The sequence below is a fragment of the Kitasatospora sp. NPDC008115 genome, from assembly GCF_042957205.1.
GTDB lineage: Bacteria > Actinomycetota > Actinomycetes > Streptomycetales > Streptomycetaceae > Kitasatospora.
The window spans coordinates 318,581-332,900 of record NZ_JBIBHU010000004.1; the positions used below are offsets into that span (position 1 = coordinate 318,581).

The 14,320-nt window shown below is 73.3% G+C and carries 13 protein-coding genes; 9 read left to right on the forward strand and 4 right to left on the reverse strand.

Annotation, left to right across the window (positions count from 1 at the left end; translation table 11 throughout):
- The first annotated feature begins 82 nt into the window (after positions 1 to 82).
- Both dxs and ACFZBX_RS07740 read left to right on the forward strand, forming a co-directional pair.
- Positions 83 to 2,020: a 1-deoxy-D-xylulose-5-phosphate synthase gene (gene dxs / locus ACFZBX_RS07735; protein WP_391532040.1), complete on the forward strand. Its 1,938-nt coding sequence runs from the start codon at positions 83 to 85 to the stop codon at positions 2,018 to 2,020.
- Positions 2,010 to 3,470 (forward strand): aspartate aminotransferase family protein, encoded by a 1,461-nt coding sequence (locus ACFZBX_RS07740; RefSeq protein ID WP_391532041.1) that lies wholly within the window; start codon positions 2,010 to 2,012, stop codon positions 3,468 to 3,470. Before dxs ends, ACFZBX_RS07740 begins: the two co-directional genes overlap by 11 nt.
- Before the next feature lie 62 nt (positions 3,471 to 3,532).
- On the opposite strand, the gene ACFZBX_RS07745 is transcribed toward ACFZBX_RS07740, so the two are convergent.
- On the reverse strand, positions 3,533 to 3,805 hold the full coding sequence (locus tag ACFZBX_RS07745) for a DUF6343 family protein (protein ID WP_391532042.1): 273 nt from the start codon (positions 3,803 to 3,805) through the stop codon (positions 3,533 to 3,535).
- 126 nt (positions 3,806 to 3,931) lie between these two features.
- Between ACFZBX_RS07745 and ACFZBX_RS07750 the strand changes: the two genes are divergently transcribed.
- Entirely contained in the window at positions 3,932 to 4,120 is a 189-nt protein-coding gene (locus ACFZBX_RS07750; RefSeq protein WP_030305299.1) for an I78 family peptidase inhibitor, read from the forward strand.
- On the opposite strand, the gene ACFZBX_RS07755 is transcribed toward ACFZBX_RS07750, so the two are convergent.
- Both ACFZBX_RS07755 and fabG read right to left on the reverse strand, forming a co-directional pair.
- The gene (locus ACFZBX_RS07755; RefSeq protein ID WP_391532043.1) at positions 4,071 to 4,796 is read right to left on the reverse strand and encodes a phosphatase PAP2 family protein; all 726 of its coding nucleotides are present in this window, start codon (positions 4,794 to 4,796) and stop codon (positions 4,071 to 4,073) included. The genes ACFZBX_RS07750 and ACFZBX_RS07755 overlap by 50 nt on opposite strands.
- 232 nt (positions 4,797 to 5,028) lie before the next feature.
- The gene (fabG, locus tag ACFZBX_RS07760) at positions 5,029 to 5,796 is read right to left on the reverse strand and encodes a 3-oxoacyl-ACP reductase FabG (RefSeq protein ID WP_391532044.1); all 768 of its coding nucleotides are present in this window, start codon (positions 5,794 to 5,796) and stop codon (positions 5,029 to 5,031) included.
- A 590-nt stretch (positions 5,797 to 6,386) separates the two neighbouring features.
- Here fabG and ACFZBX_RS07765 point away from each other — a divergent pair.
- Positions 6,387 to 7,253, forward strand: coding sequence for a MarR family winged helix-turn-helix transcriptional regulator (locus ACFZBX_RS07765; RefSeq protein WP_391532045.1), 867 nt, complete (start codon positions 6,387 to 6,389; stop codon positions 7,251 to 7,253).
- 212 nt (positions 7,254 to 7,465) lie between these two features.
- Here ACFZBX_RS07765 and ACFZBX_RS07770 read toward each other — a convergent pair whose 3' ends face one another.
- Complete coding sequence (locus tag ACFZBX_RS07770; protein WP_391532046.1) at positions 7,466 to 8,329, reverse strand: aldo/keto reductase; 864 nt, start codon at positions 8,327 to 8,329, stop codon at positions 7,466 to 7,468.
- 272 nt (positions 8,330 to 8,601) lie between these two features.
- Between ACFZBX_RS07770 and ACFZBX_RS07775 the strand changes: the two genes are divergently transcribed.
- The 5 genes from ACFZBX_RS07775 to ACFZBX_RS07795 all read left to right on the forward strand — a co-directional run bounded on the left by ACFZBX_RS07775 (position 8,602) and on the right by ACFZBX_RS07795 (position 14,311).
- A complete protein-coding gene (locus tag ACFZBX_RS07775; protein ID WP_391532047.1) occupies positions 8,602 to 10,491 on the forward strand; it encodes an ABC transporter ATP-binding protein in 1,890 nt (629 codons plus the stop codon).
- Positions 10,488 to 12,260 (forward strand): ABC transporter ATP-binding protein, encoded by a 1,773-nt coding sequence (locus ACFZBX_RS07780; RefSeq protein WP_391532048.1) that lies wholly within the window; start codon positions 10,488 to 10,490, stop codon positions 12,258 to 12,260. The genes ACFZBX_RS07775 and ACFZBX_RS07780 overlap by 4 nt, the downstream gene beginning before the upstream one ends.
- Positions 12,261 to 12,394: 134 nt before the next feature.
- Positions 12,395 to 12,637, forward strand: coding sequence for a LapA family protein (locus tag ACFZBX_RS07785; protein ID WP_380760729.1), 243 nt, complete (start codon positions 12,395 to 12,397; stop codon positions 12,635 to 12,637).
- 47 nt (positions 12,638 to 12,684) lie between these two features.
- Positions 12,685 to 13,413 (forward strand): amino acid ABC transporter ATP-binding protein, encoded by a 729-nt coding sequence (locus tag ACFZBX_RS07790; protein WP_391532100.1) that lies wholly within the window; start codon positions 12,685 to 12,687, stop codon positions 13,411 to 13,413.
- 10 nt (positions 13,414 to 13,423) lie between these two features.
- Positions 13,424 to 14,311, forward strand: coding sequence for a glutamate ABC transporter substrate-binding protein (locus ACFZBX_RS07795; protein ID WP_391532049.1), 888 nt, complete (start codon positions 13,424 to 13,426; stop codon positions 14,309 to 14,311).
- The last annotated feature ends 9 nt before the right edge of the window (positions 14,312 to 14,320 follow it).

Sequence of the window (14,320 nt, forward strand, 5' to 3'; positions counted from 1 at the left end):
GCCCCGACCCGGGCCGGACCACCCCGCGGGCGCGGCCACGGCGGGGCACCCGGCGCACTGCTCCGAGTCGTGAGGTGAACCCATGTCACTGCTCTCCAGCGTCACATCCCCGGCGGACCTGCGAAGCCTCCCGGCCGCCGAGCTGCCCCGGCTCGCCGACGAGATCCGCGACTTCCTGATCGACGCCGTCACCCGCACCGGCGGCCACCTGGGCCCCAACCTCGGCGTCGTCGAACTGACCATCGCCCTGCACCGGGTCTTCGACTCCCCGCGCGAGGGGATCGTCTGGGACACCGGCCACCAGAGCTACGTCCACAAGCTGCTCACCGGCCGCCAGGACTTCTCCCGGCTGCGCTCCAAGGGCGGCCTCTCCGGCTACCCCTCGCGCGCCGAGTCCGAGCACGACCTGGTCGAGAACTCGCACGCCTCCACCGCGCTCTCCTACGCCGACGGCCTGGCCAAGGCCAACCAGCTGCTCGGGCGCAGCGACCCGGTGGTGGCCGTCATCGGCGACGGCGCGCTCACCGGCGGCCTCGCCTGGGAGGCGCTCAACAACATCGCCGACGCCAAGGACCGGCCGCTGGTCATCGTCGTCAACGACAACGAGCGCTCCTACGCCCGCACCATCGGCGGCCTCGCCAACCACCTGGCCGCGCTGCGCACCACCCAGGGCTACGAGCGCTTCCTGTCCTGGGGCAAGGACGCCCTCCAGCGCACCCCGGTGGTCGGCCAGCCGATCTTCGACGCGCTGCACGGCGCCAAGAAGGGCTTCAAGGACGCCTTCGCCCCGCAGGGCATGTTCGAGGACCTCGGCCTCAAGTACCTCGGCCCGATCGACGGCCACGACCTCACCGCCCTGGAGTCCGCGCTGACCAAGGCACGCGGCTTCGGCGGCCCGGTCATCGTGCACTGCCTCACCGTCAAGGGCCGCGGCTACCGGCCCGCCGAACAGGACGAGGCCGACCGCTTCCACGCCGTCAACCCGATCGACCCCTACACCTGCCTGCCGATCTCGCCCAGCGCCGGCGTCTCCTGGACCTCGGTCTTCGGCGACGAACTGGTGGCCCTCGGCGCCGAGCGGCCGGACCTGGTGGCGATCACCGCGGCGATGCTCCAGCCGGTCGGGCTCGCCGGGTTCGCCAAGGCGTACCCCGAACGGACCTTCGACGTCGGCATCGCCGAGCAGCACGCCGTCGCGAGCGCGGCGGGCCTGGCCACCGGCGGACTGCACCCGGTGGTGGCGGTGTACGCGACCTTCCTCAACCGGGCCTTCGACCAGGTGCTGATGGACGTCGCCCTGCACCGGCTGGGCGTCACCTTCGTCCTGGACCGCTCCGGCGTCACCGGCAACGACGGCGCCTCGCACAACGGCATGTGGGACCTGTCGATCCTCCAGGTCGTCCCCGGGCTGCGGCTGGCCGCCCCGCGCGACGCCGACCAGCTGCGCGCCCAGCTGCGCGAGGCCGTCGAGGTCGAGGACGCCCCCACCGTGGTCCGCTTCCCCAAGGGCGTCATCGGCCCCGCCGTGCCCGCCGTCGAACGGATCGGAGGCGTGGACGTGCTGCTGCGCACCGGGGAGCGGCCGGAGATCCTGCTGGTCGCCGTCGGCACCATGGCCGGCGCCGCGCTGGACGCGGCCCGGCTGCTGCTCGCCGAGGGGTTCACCGCGACCGTCGTCGACCCGCGCTGGGTCAAGCCGGTCGACCCGGCGCTGCCGCCCCTGGCCGCCGGGCACCGGCTGGTGGTCACCGTCGAGGACAACGGCCGCACCGGCGGGGTCGGCGCGGCGCTCGCCCAGGCGCTGCGGGACGCCGACGTGGACGTCCCGGTGCGGGTGCTCGGCCTGCCGCAGGAGTTCCTCGGGCACGCCGCGCGCGGCGAGATCCTGGAGGAGACCGGGCTGACCGGCACCGGGGTCGCCGCCCAGACCGCCGCCTTCGCCAAGCACCTGCTTCCGGCCCGAGGACTACCGGACCGGGGACTTCCGAACCGAGGAGCGAACCAGCACCATGCCGGCTGACCCCGACAGCACCGACCGCCTCGACCGCGGCGGGATCGAGCAGCACGTGGACGGCGCCGGGCGCGCCGGGTCACGCTTCGACCTGGCCGCCCTGCTGGCCGAGCGCGGCGGCGAGCGGTACGAGCTGCAGAGCCGCTACCTGAACCCGCAGCTGACGCGGATGCTGCACACCATCGGCTTCGACAAGTACTACGAGCGGGCCCAGGGGCAGTACTTCTACGACGCCGAGGGCAACGAGTACCTCGACATGCTGGCCGGCTTCGGCATCTTCGCGCTCGGCCGCCACCACCCGGTGGTCCGCTCGGCCGTCCAGCAGGTGATGGACCTCGACCTGCCCGACCTGGTCCGCTTCGACTGCTCGCCGCTGCCCGGCCTGCTCGCCGAGCGCCTGCTCTCCCACGCGCCCGGGCTGGACCGGGTCTTCTTCGGCAACAGCGGCACCGAGGCGGTGGAGACCGCGCTCAAGTTCGCCCGGTACGCCACCGGCCGCAAGCGGATCCTCTACGCGGACCACGCCTTCCACGGCCTGACCACCGGCTCGCTCTCGGTCAACGGCGAGAACGGGTTCCGCAAGGGCTTCGACCCGCTGCTGCCGGACACCGCGATCCCGCTCGGCGACCTCGCCGCGCTGGCCAGGGAGCTCAAGCGCGGCGACGTCGCGGCACTGATCGTCGAGCCGATCCAGGGCAAGGGCGTCCAGGCCACCCCGCCCGGCTGGCTGCGCGCCGCGCAGGAACTGCTGCACGACCACAAGGCGCTGCTGATCTGCGACGAGGTGCAGACCGGCATCGGACGCACCGGCGACTTCTTCGCCTACCAGCACGAGGACGGCGTGCTGCCGGACCTGGTCTGCGCCGCCAAGGCGCTGTCCGGCGGCTATGTGCCGGTCGGGGCGACCCTCGGCAAGGGCTGGATCTTCGAGAAGGTGTACTCCTCGATGGACCGGGTGCTGGTGCACTCGGCCAGCTTCGGCTCCAACGCCCAGGCGATGGCGGCCGGCCTGGCGACCCTGGAGGTCCTCCGGGACGAGCGGGTGGTGGAGAACGCCCGCAAGGTGGGCGACCACTTCCGCGAGCGGCTGACCGAGCTGGTCGACCGCTACGAACTGCTCGCCGAGGTGCGCGGGCGCGGTCTGATGATCGGCATCGAGTTCGGCCGCCCGAAGTCGCTGAAGCTGCGGACCGGCTGGACGGCGCTCCAGGCCGCCCGCAAGGGGCTGTTCGCCCAGATGGTGGTGGTCCCGCTGCTCCAGCGCCACCGGATCCTCACCCAGGTGTCCGGGGACCACCTGGAGGTGATCAAGCTGATCCCGCCGCTGATCATCACCGAGCGGGACGTGGACCGGTTCATGGCGGCCTTCACCGACGTGATGGAGGACGCGCACCGGGGGAGCGGTCTGATGTGGGACTTCGGGCGGACGCTGGTGAAGCAGGCGGTCGGCAACCGCTGAGTCCCGCCGTTTCGCGGGGTGGGGGGCCGGGGCCGGCTTCCCACCCCACGGGAGACACCGCGTCAGAGCTCGGTCCGGCGGCGCCGGACGACGATGACGAGATCGACCACGGCGAACAGGGTGAGGAGGCCGCAGGCCACCGCGAAGCCGGTGAGGGTGCCCCGGCTCGGCGCGCCGAACGCGGGGGCGTTCGCGGCCCAGAACGCGAAGCCCGCGGTGGCCAGCGCGAACAGCGGGGTGAAGGTCAGCGCGAGCAGGTAGCGCAGCTTGAGGTCGCTGCGGGCGGTGGCGGGCTCGGTGCCGCTGCGCCACCGCCGCGGGGTGGTGGCGGGCATCCGTCGGTCACCTCCCGGTCGTTCCCGTCGTTCCCGTCGTCCCGGTTCGCCCGGCCCGGGCGGCCGGTCCGCCGCCGGCGGTCTACGATTCCAGCGTACGTCCGCTGGGCGAGCCGGGGAGGGGCGATGACGGACACGGACGCGGAGGGCTACGCGGGGCTGCGGGTCGAACGGGCCGAGGAGCTGGCCCGTCGGCACGGCTGGGCCTCGGTGCGGGTGCTGCCGCCCGGGGCGGCGATGACCATGGACCACCGGGAGGGCCGGCTCAACCTCGCGGTGCGTGACGGGGTGGTCGTCCGCAGCTGGGAGGGATAGCGGCGCCGGCCCTTCTCCGGCGCCGGGTGAGTCGGCGTTCCGCGGCCAGCACCAGCGGTTCCAGCAGCGGGAGCGAGAGCAGCACCAGCAGTCCGGCGGCCCAGCCCGCCAGCACGTCGGTGACCCAGTGGGTGCCCAGGTAGACGGTGGTGAGGCCGACCGACCAGGCGGTGGCGCCCGCGAGGAGCGCGCCGGTGCGCCGCCAGCGGCCCGCCAGGTAGGCGAGCACGCCCCAGGTGACCACGGCGTTCGCGGTGTGCCCGGACGGGAATATGGTGCCGCCGGAGAAGAGCCCGGGCGAGCCGATGTAGTGGGCGTAGTGCGGGCCGAGCCGACCGGTGACGATCTTGACCCCGCCGACCGTGAGGTTGAGCAGCAGCAGCGCCGCGCCCATCACCAGCAGCGGCCGGACCCGGCCCAGCCGGCGGGCGCGCCAGCCGAGCCAGGCGAACGCGGCGAGCGCGGAGGGGCCGCGCTGACCGGCCACCACCCAGGTGTCCAGCAGCGGCTGGAGGCCGGGCCAGTGCTCGGAGGGCCGGTACAGGCGGATCTTCCAGTCGAGGTCGACCAGTGAGGTGTCGAGCAGGACGGCGGCGGCCACGAGCAGGTAGCCGAGGGCGGCCAGGCCCAGCAGGGCGGCCTGCCGGCGGCGCGGCGGTTCACTCGGCGCATGCACGGCGGTGAACCTACCCAGCGACGCAGCGTGATTCCCCGTCCGATTCGGAATTCCCCGGCAAAGCCGTTCTCCGATCGGCCCAGGTCTGTTTCAGGACGATCCAAAGGCGATTTCGGATCGAATGTCCGTAAGGGGTTCGTGTGCTTTTCCCCAAGACCGGGCAAAAGGAACGGGGCGGGAGACCGGCCGTGCCGGTTCCCACCCCGTGGTAACCCTGTGTAGGTCCGGTGGCTCAGTCGAGGGGGCCGCCGGCCACGTAGACCACCTGGCCGGAGACGAAGCCGGCGCCCTCGGAGGCGAAGAACGAGATGGCGTGGGCGACGTCCTCCGGCACGCCGACCCGCTGCACCGGGATCTGGGTGGCGGCGGCGGCCTTGAAGTCCTCGAAGTCCATGCCCACCCGGGCGGCGGTGGCGGCCGTCATGTCGGTGGCGATGAAGCCGGGGGCGACCGCGTTGGCGGTGATGCCGAACTTGCCGAGTTCGATGGCCAGGGTCTTGGTGAAGCCCTGGAGACCGGCCTTGGCGGCCGAGTAGTTGGCCTGGCCGCGGTTGCCCTGGGCGGACGAGGACGAGAGGTTGACGATGCGTCCGAAACCGGCGTCCACCATGTACTTCTGGACCTCCCGGGTCATCAGGAACGCGCCGCGCAGGTGCACGTTCATGACCGTGTCCCAGTCCGATTCGGTCATCTTGAAGATCAGGTTGTCGCGCAGCACGCCCGCGTTGTTGACGAGCACGACCGGGGCGCCGAGCTCTCCGGCGATCCGCTCGACGGCGGCCTGGACCTGGGCCGCGTCCGCGACGTCGGCGCCGGCGGCGAGGGCGCGGCCGCCGGCGGCGGTGATCCGCTCGACGGTCTCCCGGCCGGCCGACTCCTCCAGGTCGAGGACGGCCACGGCGTAGCCGTCGGCGGCCAGGCGCACGGCGGTGGCGGCGCCCAGGCCGCGTGCGGCGCCGGTGACGACGGCGACCCGGGGGGCGGTGGTCTGCTCGGTCATGCTCGGTCTCGTCTCTCTCGGGGTCATCGCAGTGATCGGGGCAATCGTGCGTTGTCGCAGGTCAGTTGCGGCCGCCCGGGGGTCGCGGCCGGGCCCGTCGCGCGCCGGTCGTGCGCCGGTCGCGCTCCGGAGCCGGGTCCGGAGCGGGTGCGCCGTCGGGGCCGGGGGTCCAGGAAACTCCCAGGAACCGCTCGGGAGGTGCTCGGGATCCGGGGCCGTTCCGGAGCCCGGATCCGGCCCGGTGGCCACACCCTACCGGCGGGTAGGGGGCTCGGCCAGGGTGAAGGCGCAGGTGACCGTGGGTAAGGACCGGGCGGTCGGCTTTCTCCTGCGAACGGGTTACCGGCGGGTCGGCTCGGCGCGTAAATATGCCAATGTTGCCGAACCTGCGTCTACTATCCGCCCCTGCCTGCCAGCGAGGGCCCGCCGTTTGTATAGTGTCCGCCAGCAGCCACCGGCTGCACGGCTGGAGCGTTCTCCCTCACAGCGGGACGCCCACTCGCCGTTACTGCCCCACCCGGGTGTCCCACACACACCGGGTGTGACATCGGGACGGATACATGGTGCTGGGGGAGATCCCGACGACCCGCGTGTCCGCGCGACTGCAGCAGTCGCCCGGACACCTCATCCGCGTTGCACAGCAGGTCCACACACGACTGTGGTCCGAACACGTCGGAGCCGATCTCACGGCTCCGCAGTTCGCGGTCCTGCTGGTTCTCGCCCTCGAACCGGGCGCTGACCAGCGCACGGTCGGCGAGCGTGCCTCGCTCGACAAGGCCACGATGGCCGAGATGGTCGCCCGGCTGGTCCGGCGCGGCCTGGTGCTGCGGCGCCGAGACCCGGCCGACGGCCGGCGCAAGTTGCTCGCTCTCTCGCAGAGCGGCGCCCAGGCTGTCCGCGAGGCCACCGGCGGAGTGGTCCGCGTGCAGCGCACGCTGTTCGAGCCGCTCAGCTCGGAGGAGCAGCTGGAACTCGTCCGCGTGATGGCCAAGATAGCCAGACTGGAGCCGGCCCAGGTCGCCGTCCTCACGGACGCGCGACCGATGCTGGACGCCCAGCGGGCGATCGGCTACCTGATCAGGGTGAGCCAGCAGGTGCACACCAAGCTCTGGTCGGAGCACGTCGGTTCGGAGCTGACGGCGCCGCAGTACGCGGTGCTGGACGCCCTCGAACTGGAGCCGGGCGCCGACCAGCGCACGGTGGGCGAGCTGGCCTCGCTGGACAAGGCCACGATGGCCGAGATGGTCAGCCGGCTGGTCCGGCGCGGCCTGGTCCAGCGGCGCCGCGACCCCTCGGACGGACGGCGCAACCTGCTCTCGCTCTCACCGGCGGGACAGGACCTGCTGCACCGTTCGGCCGCGGGCGTGGCCCAGGTCCAGCAGCTGCTGCTGGCGCCGCTGGAGGAGGACGAGCACGAGGCCGCGCTCGCGCTGATCGCCAAGGCCGCCCGGCTCTAGCCGGAACGCCGAGGCCGTCAGCCAAAACGATTCACCAGCCGGTCGCCGGTCGGTCGCCAGTCGTCCGGTGGCCGGCCCGAGCCCGCCGATCCCGGGCCGGTGACGGTTTCCACAGGTCAACGCGGCGAAGGCCGCCTTCCCCCGAGCGGGGCGGGCGGCCTTCGCCGTTGACGGGCGGTCGGGCGGTCGGGCGGCCGGGGCCGCCGGGCCGGTCAGTTCCAGTCGAACGACTGCGGGTCCGGGCCGATCCGGGTGCCGGTGGCCACGCCGGAGACCGCGGCGAGGTCCTCGGCGTCCAGCTCGAAGCCGGCGACGTCCAGGTTCTCCTTGATCCGGGAGGGGGTGACCGACTTCGGGATCGCGATGACGCCGCTCTGCAGGTGCCAGCGGAGCACCACCTGGGCGACCGTGCGGCCGTGCTTGGCGGCGATCCGGACCAGCTCCGGCTCGGAGAGCAGCTCCTTGCCCTGGCCGAGCGGGCTCCACGCCTCGGTGGCGATGCCGTGCCGGGCGTGGAAGGCGCGCAGCTCCTCCTGCGGGAAGTACGGGTGCAGCTCGACCTGGTTCAGCGCCGGGAGGAGCGAGGACTCCTCGGCGAGCCGGGTGAGCTGCTCGGTGCCGAAGTTGGAGACGCCCACCGAGCGGACCCGGCCGTCCGCCTTCAGCTGCTCCAGCGCCTTCCAGACGTTGAGGTAGCTGCCGTGCATCGGGCGCGGCCAGTGGATGAGGTAGAGGTCGAGGTAGTCCAGGCCCAGCCGGTCCAGCGAGGCGTCGAACTCGCGCAGCACCGAGTCGCGGCCCTGCTCGCCGGACCAGTCGCGGGTGCCGGAGTTCCACAGCTTGGTGGTGATGTAGAGGTCCTCGCGGGCGAGGCCGCCCGCCAGGGCCTCGGCGACCGCCTTGCCGGTGCCGGACTCGTTCTCGTAGATCGCGGCGGTGTCGATCGAGCGGTAGCCGGCCTCGATGGCGGCGCGGACGGCGGCGGTGGCCTCCGCGTCCGGCACCTGCCAGACCCCGAAGCCGAGCTGGGGGATCCGGGTGCCGTCGTTGAGCGTGACGCTGGGGATGTTGCTCACGGAAGGAGTGCCCTCTCCTGGTCGTCCCTGTGGTTCCGATGGGGGCAACCGGCGCGACGGCCGGAAATGTTCCCCTGGCCGGGAAAAATTTTCCGACGCCTGCTACCGGCGCGTGCACAACCCTACGGGGTCGGCCGGGGCCCGGAAAACCTGTTGCGCAGGTCACATCCGAGTTGGCACTCTCGCTGCCATGACCTCCTGACGAGCCCACCTCGCGACCCTACCGGCCGTCCTTCGCACCCTCCGCCCGCACCGCCCCGCAACGGAGCGTCATGCTGCTCAAAACCCTCCCCCTGGCCGATCCCGGCCGTCCCGACCTCTCCACCCCGCTCGCCCTGCTGCGCTGGCTCCAGCGCGGCCAGCGGCGGGGGCAGGCGCTCGCCACCTGCTGGGCGCTGCTGGAGATGGGCTGTCAGGCCGCCCTGCCGGTGCCGGTCGGCCTCGGTGTGCAGGCCGTCGTCGACGGCGACACCGGCGCCCTGTGGCGGATCGGCGCGCTCGCCCTGGCGCTGACCGCGGTGTCCGCGCTCGCCACCGTGCTGCTGCACCGCCAGGCGGTCTGGAACTGGATCCACGCCGTCTGCCAGGTCCGCCAGCTGGTCTCCCGTCAGGCCTCGCACCTCGGCTCCGGGCTGTCCCGGCGGATCGCCACCGGCGAGGTCGTCGCGGTCGGCAGCGGGGACGTCGAGAAGGTCGGCTGGTACGTCGAACTCACCGCCCGGCTGCGCGCGGCGGTCGCCGTCTGGCTGGCGGTCGGCGCCGCGGTGCTGGCGGTCGAGCCGGTGCTCGGGGTGGCGGTGCTGCTCGGGGTGCCCGTGCTCGCGGCCTCCGTCTGGCCGCTGCTCGGGCCGCTCCAGCGCCGCTACACCGATCAGCGCGCCCTCGGCGGCAAGGCCACCGAGCTGGCCGCCGACACGGTGGCCGGGCTCCGGGTGCTGCGCGGGATCGGCGGCGAGCAGCTGTTCCTCGACCGCTACCGGGCCGCCTCCCAGCGGTTCCGCGCCGCGGCCGTCCGCTCGGCCCGGATCTGGGCCCTGATGCAGGCCCAGCAGGTGCTGCTGCCCGGCCTCTTCGTGGTCGGCATCACCTGGTACGGCGCCCGCCTGGCGGCCGACGGGCGGATCTCGGTCGGCACCCTGGTCGCGGTCTACGGCGCCATCGTGTTCCTCGCCGCGCCGCTGCGCATCCTCGGCGAGTCGGCGCACGCCTGGAGCGTGGCCCGGGTCTCCGCCGGGCGCGTCCTGCGGGTGCTCGTGCTGGCCAGGACGGAGGGCGACGGAACCGGCTCGCTCACCGACCCGGCGCGCTCCGACCTGTTCGACCCGGTGACCGGGCTGACCGCCCGGGCCGGCGAGCTGACCGCCGTGGTCTGCGGCGACCCGGACTTCGCTGGCGCGCTCGCCGAACGGCTCGGCGGGCACGTGCCGGCGGGCGGGGACGGGCCGGCGGAGCCGTCGGTCCGGCTCGGCGGCACCGAGCTGGACACCGTCCCGCTGGCCGAGGCGCGGGCCGCGGTGCTGGTGCACGACAAGGAGCCGGTGCTGCTCTCCGGCACCCTGGCGGCGCTGTTCGACATCCCCGCCTCCGGCCGGGTCGATCCGTGGGACGCGCTCGCGGCGGCCCGCGCCCAGGACGTGCTCGACGCCCTGGCGGACGGCTGGGAGGCCCCGGCGGCCGCAGCCCTGGAGGCCGCAGCCCCGGGTGGGGGGCGCGCCGGGGCCGAGCGCCTGGAGGCGGCATCGGAGGCACCCGGCGTGATGGGGGCGTCGATCACCGAGCGGGGGCGGTCGCTGTCCGGCGGGCAGCGGCAGCGGCTGGCCCTGGCCCGGTCCCTGCTGGCCGACCCGCCGGTGCTGGTGCTGGACGAGCCGACCAGCGCGGTCGACGCGCACACCGAGTCCCGGATCGCCGCCGGGCTGCGCAAGAACCGCGAGGGGCGCACCACGGTGGTCTTCGCCACCAGCCCGCTGCTGCTCGACCAGGCGGACCGGGTGGTGCTGCTGCGCGACGGCCGGGTGGCCGCGACCGGCGTCCACCGCGAACTGATGCGCGCGGATCCGGCCTACCGGGCGGTGGTCACCCGCACGGACGAGCCGGAACCGGCGGGGGAGCGGCCGGCCGGGGCCGGCGCCGCCCGCACCGAGTCGAGGAGTGACGCATGAAGCCTCCCGTCCACCAGGAGCAGGGACCGGCCGTCACCCTGCCGGTCGGCTCGCCGGCCGCCGTGCGCGGCTACCTGCGGCTGCTGGCCCGGCGTCACCGGGGCGGCCTCTCGGCGGTGGTCGGGCTGCACGCGGTGGCCACGGCGGCCGGGCTGGTCGGTCCCTGGGTGCTCGGCAGGCTCGTCGAGTCGCTGGCCGCCGGCACCGCGGAGTCCGCGATCACGGTCGCCGTGGCGTGGTACCTGCTCGCGCTCGCAGTGCAGTCCGCCTTCACCTGGTGGTCGCGGATGCGCGGCGCGGTGCTCGGCGAGCGGGTGCTGGCCGACCTGCGGGAGGACTTCCTGGTCCGCTCGGTGGCGCTGCCGACCGGCGTCCTGGAGCGGGCCGGGACGGGCGACCTGGTCTCCCGGGGCACCACCGACATCGACCGGCTGGACAAGTCGGTGCGCGAGGCGGTGCCGGAGCTGGCCGTCGGGATCGTCTCGCTGGTGCTGGTGTTCGGCGCGCTGACGCTCACCTCGCCGCTGCTCGCGCTCACCGCGCTGATCGGCGTGCCGCTGCTGCTGGTCTCCTCGCGCTGGTACTTCCGGCGCGCCCCGCAGTCCTACCGCAACGAGTCGGCGGGGTACGCGGCGGCGAACTCGGTGCTGGCCGAGACGGTCGACGCCGGCCGGACGGTCGAGGCGCTGCGGCTGGGCGAGCGGCGGGTCCGGCTGACCGACCGCAAGCTGGCGGAGTGGATCGCCTGGGAGCGGTACACGCTCTGGCTGCGCTCGGTCTGGTTCCCGACCATCGACGCGGCGTACACCCTGGCCGTGCTCGGCCCGCTGGTGTTCGGCGGGCTGTTCGCCCTGCGGGGCTGGATCACCGTGGGCCAGCTGACCACCGGGGTGCTGTACGCCCAGGCGATGGTGGCGCCGGTCGACCGGATCCTGCGCTGGTACGACGAACTGCAGATCGGTCAGGCTTCGCTGGCCCGGCTGGTCGGGGTGCACGAGGTGCCGCAGGCGCAGTCCGACGACGAGGTCCGGCCGAGCGGGCGGCGGGTCGAGGCGCGGGACGTGCGCTTCGGCTACCGGGAGGGCGCCGATGTGCTGCACGGCATCAGTCTGGACGTCGCCCCCGGCAGCCGGGTGGCGCTGGTCGGGCCGTCCGGGGCGGGCAAGTCCACCCTGGGCCGGCTGCTGGCCGGGATCTACGCGCCCGGCCGGGGCAGTGTGACCCTCGGCGGGGCGGCGCTGTCGCGGATGCCGGCCGAGCGGGTGCGCGCCGAGGTCGCGCTGGTCAACCAGGAGCACCACGTCTTCGTCGGGACGCTCCGGGACAACCTGCGGCTGGCCGCGCCGGGCGCCGACGACGCGGAGCTGCGCGGGGCGCTGGACGCGGTGGACGCCGGGTCGTGGGTGGACGCGCTGCCGGCCGGGCTGGACACCGAGGTCGGCTCCGGCGGCACCGCGCTGACGCCCCCGCAGGCCCAGCAGCTGGCGCTGGCCCGGCTGGTGCTGGCCGATCCGCACACCCTGGTGCTGGACGAGGCCACGTCGCTGCTGGACCCGAGGGCCGCCCGGCACCTGGAGCGTTCGCTCGCCCGGGTACTGGAGGGCCGGACGGTGATCGCCATCGCGCACCGGCTGCACACCGCGCACGACGCGGACGTGATCGCGGTGGTCGAGGACGGGCGGATCAGCGAGTACGGCAGCCACCCCGCGCTGGTGGCGGCCGGCGGCCCGTACGCGGCGCTCTGGCGCTCGTGGCGGGACGAACGCTGACGAGTGCTGACGAACGCTGACGAACCTGACCGAGGGTGACGGGTGGTGAACCCGCGGGGGCGAAGTTGACCTCTGTGGGTCACTCCCGGCCGCGCATCCGGGCAAATACCCCCAATCGCCCTCAGAATGCTCGGGTGACCAAGATTTCGGACTCCTCGGGTACCAGGCGCAGCGAGATCGGCGGGGTGCCCACCCGCTACATCGGCATCGGCGTGATCGTCGTGCTCGCCGCGTGGTTCCTGTTCGCCAACCTCGACAAGGTGAAGATCCAGTTCTGGGTGTTCACCGTGACCGCTCCGCTCTGGATCGCCCTGCTGGCCACGCTGGTCGCGGGTGTGGCGCTCGGGTGGCTGCTGAAGGGGCGGCGCGGGAAGTGAGCGCCGCCGAGCCACCGTCCCCGCCCGGGCCGGGCGGCTTCACTCCGCTGATCGAGTTACGCGGCGTCAACAAGCACTTCGGGGCGCTGCACGTCCTCCAGGACGTCGAGCTGACCGTGGGCCGGGGCGAGGTCGTGGTGGTGATCGGCCCCTCCGGCTCCGGGAAGTCCACCCTCTGCCGGGCCATCAACCGGCTGGAGCCGGTCGAGTCCGGCTCCATCGTGATCGACGGCCGGCCCCTGCCCGAGGAGGGCAAGGGGCTGGCCCGCCTCCGGGCCGAGGTCGGGATGGTGTTCCAGTCCTTCAACCTCTTCGCGCACAGGACCGTGCTGCAGAACGTCTCGCTGGCGCAGGTGAAGGTGCGCGGCCGGGGCAGGTCGGAGGCCGACGCCAAGTCCCGGGCGCTGCTGGAGCGGGTCGGGCTGGCCTCGCAGGCGGACAAGTACCCGGCCCAGCTCTCCGGCGGCCAGCAGCAGCGCGTCGCGATCGCCCGGGCGCTGGCGATGGACCCCAAGGCCCTGCTGTTCGACGAGCCGACCTCGGCGCTCGACCCCGAGATGATCAACGAAGTGCTGGACGTGATGCGCCAGCTGGCGCACGAGGGCATGACGATGATCGTGGTCACCCATGAGATGGGATTCGCCCGCGCCTCCGCCAACCGGGTGGTCTTCATGGCCGACGGGCGGATCGTCGAGGACCGCGCCCCGGAGGACTTCTTCAGCGCCCCGGAGAGCGAGCGCGCCCGGGACTTCCTCTCCAAGATCCTCAAGCACTGAGGCCGGGCCCGTGAAGAAGACCCTGACCCTCGCGGCCGCCGCCGTGCTGCTGGCCGGCTGCGGCAAGCCCGGCACCCCGCCGCCCAAGGGGCCGCAGGCCAGCGCGCTGCCCACCTACGCGGTGGCGGCGGGCAGCCCGGTGAGCGGCTCGCCGACGCTGGACGCGGCCCGCGGCCGGGGGCACCTGGTGGTCGGCGCCAAGGAGGACCAGCCCTACCTCGGCCAGAAGAACCCGGCCACCGGTGAGTACTCCGGCTTCGACATCGAGATCGCCAAGATGGTCGCCGCCGACCTCGGGTTCGGCCCGGAGCGGATCGAGTTCAAGACCATCGCCTCCGCCAACCGCGAGACCGCGCTGCAGAACGGCCAGGTCGACTACTACGTCGGCACCTACACCATCAACGACAACCGCAAGAAGCTGGTCGGCTTCGCCGGGCCGTACTTCATGGCCGGTCAGTCGCTGCTGGTGCGCAAGAACAACAAGGACATCAACGGCCCGCAGGACCTGGACGGCAAGAAGGTCTGCTCGGCGTCCGGCTCCACCCCGTACCAGCGGATCCAGAAGCAGTACCCGAAGGCGCACCTGATCGGCTACGACACCTACTCCGCCTGCGTGGACAACCTGATCACCTCCCAGGTGGACGCCGTCACCACCGACAACACCATCCTCATGGGCTACGCGGCCAAGGTGCCGGACGAGCTCAAGGTGGTCGGGGAGCCGTTCTCCCAGGAGCCGTACGGGATCGGCACGCCGAAGAACGACACCGTGCTGCGCGGCGCGCTCAACGACGCGCTGGCGCACCACGAGGAGAACGGCGACTGGAAGAAGGCGTACGACGCGACCCTCGGCCTGTCCGGGGTGCCCGCGCCCGCCCCGCCGCCCATCGACCGGTACTGAGGAAGGGCC

Coding starts and splice junctions, on each gene's coding strand:
- dxs (WP_391532040.1), top strand. CDS start 83: ATGTCACTGCTCTCCAGCGTCACATCCCCGGCGGACCTGCGAAGCCTC.
- ACFZBX_RS07740 (WP_391532041.1), top strand. CDS start 2,010: ATGCCGGCTGACCCCGACAGCACCGACCGCCTCGACCGCGGCGGGATC.
- ACFZBX_RS07745 (WP_391532042.1), bottom strand. CDS start 3,805: ATGCCCGCCACCACCCCGCGGCGGTGGCGCAGCGGCACCGAGCCCGCC.
- ACFZBX_RS07750 (WP_030305299.1), top strand. CDS start 3,932: ATGACGGACACGGACGCGGAGGGCTACGCGGGGCTGCGGGTCGAACGG.
- fabG (WP_391532044.1), bottom strand. CDS start 5,796: ATGACCGAGCAGACCACCGCCCCCCGGGTCGCCGTCGTCACCGGCGCC.
- ACFZBX_RS07775 (WP_391532047.1), top strand. CDS start 8,602: ATGCTGCTCAAAACCCTCCCCCTGGCCGATCCCGGCCGTCCCGACCTC.
- ACFZBX_RS07780 (WP_391532048.1), top strand. CDS start 10,488: ATGAAGCCTCCCGTCCACCAGGAGCAGGGACCGGCCGTCACCCTGCCG.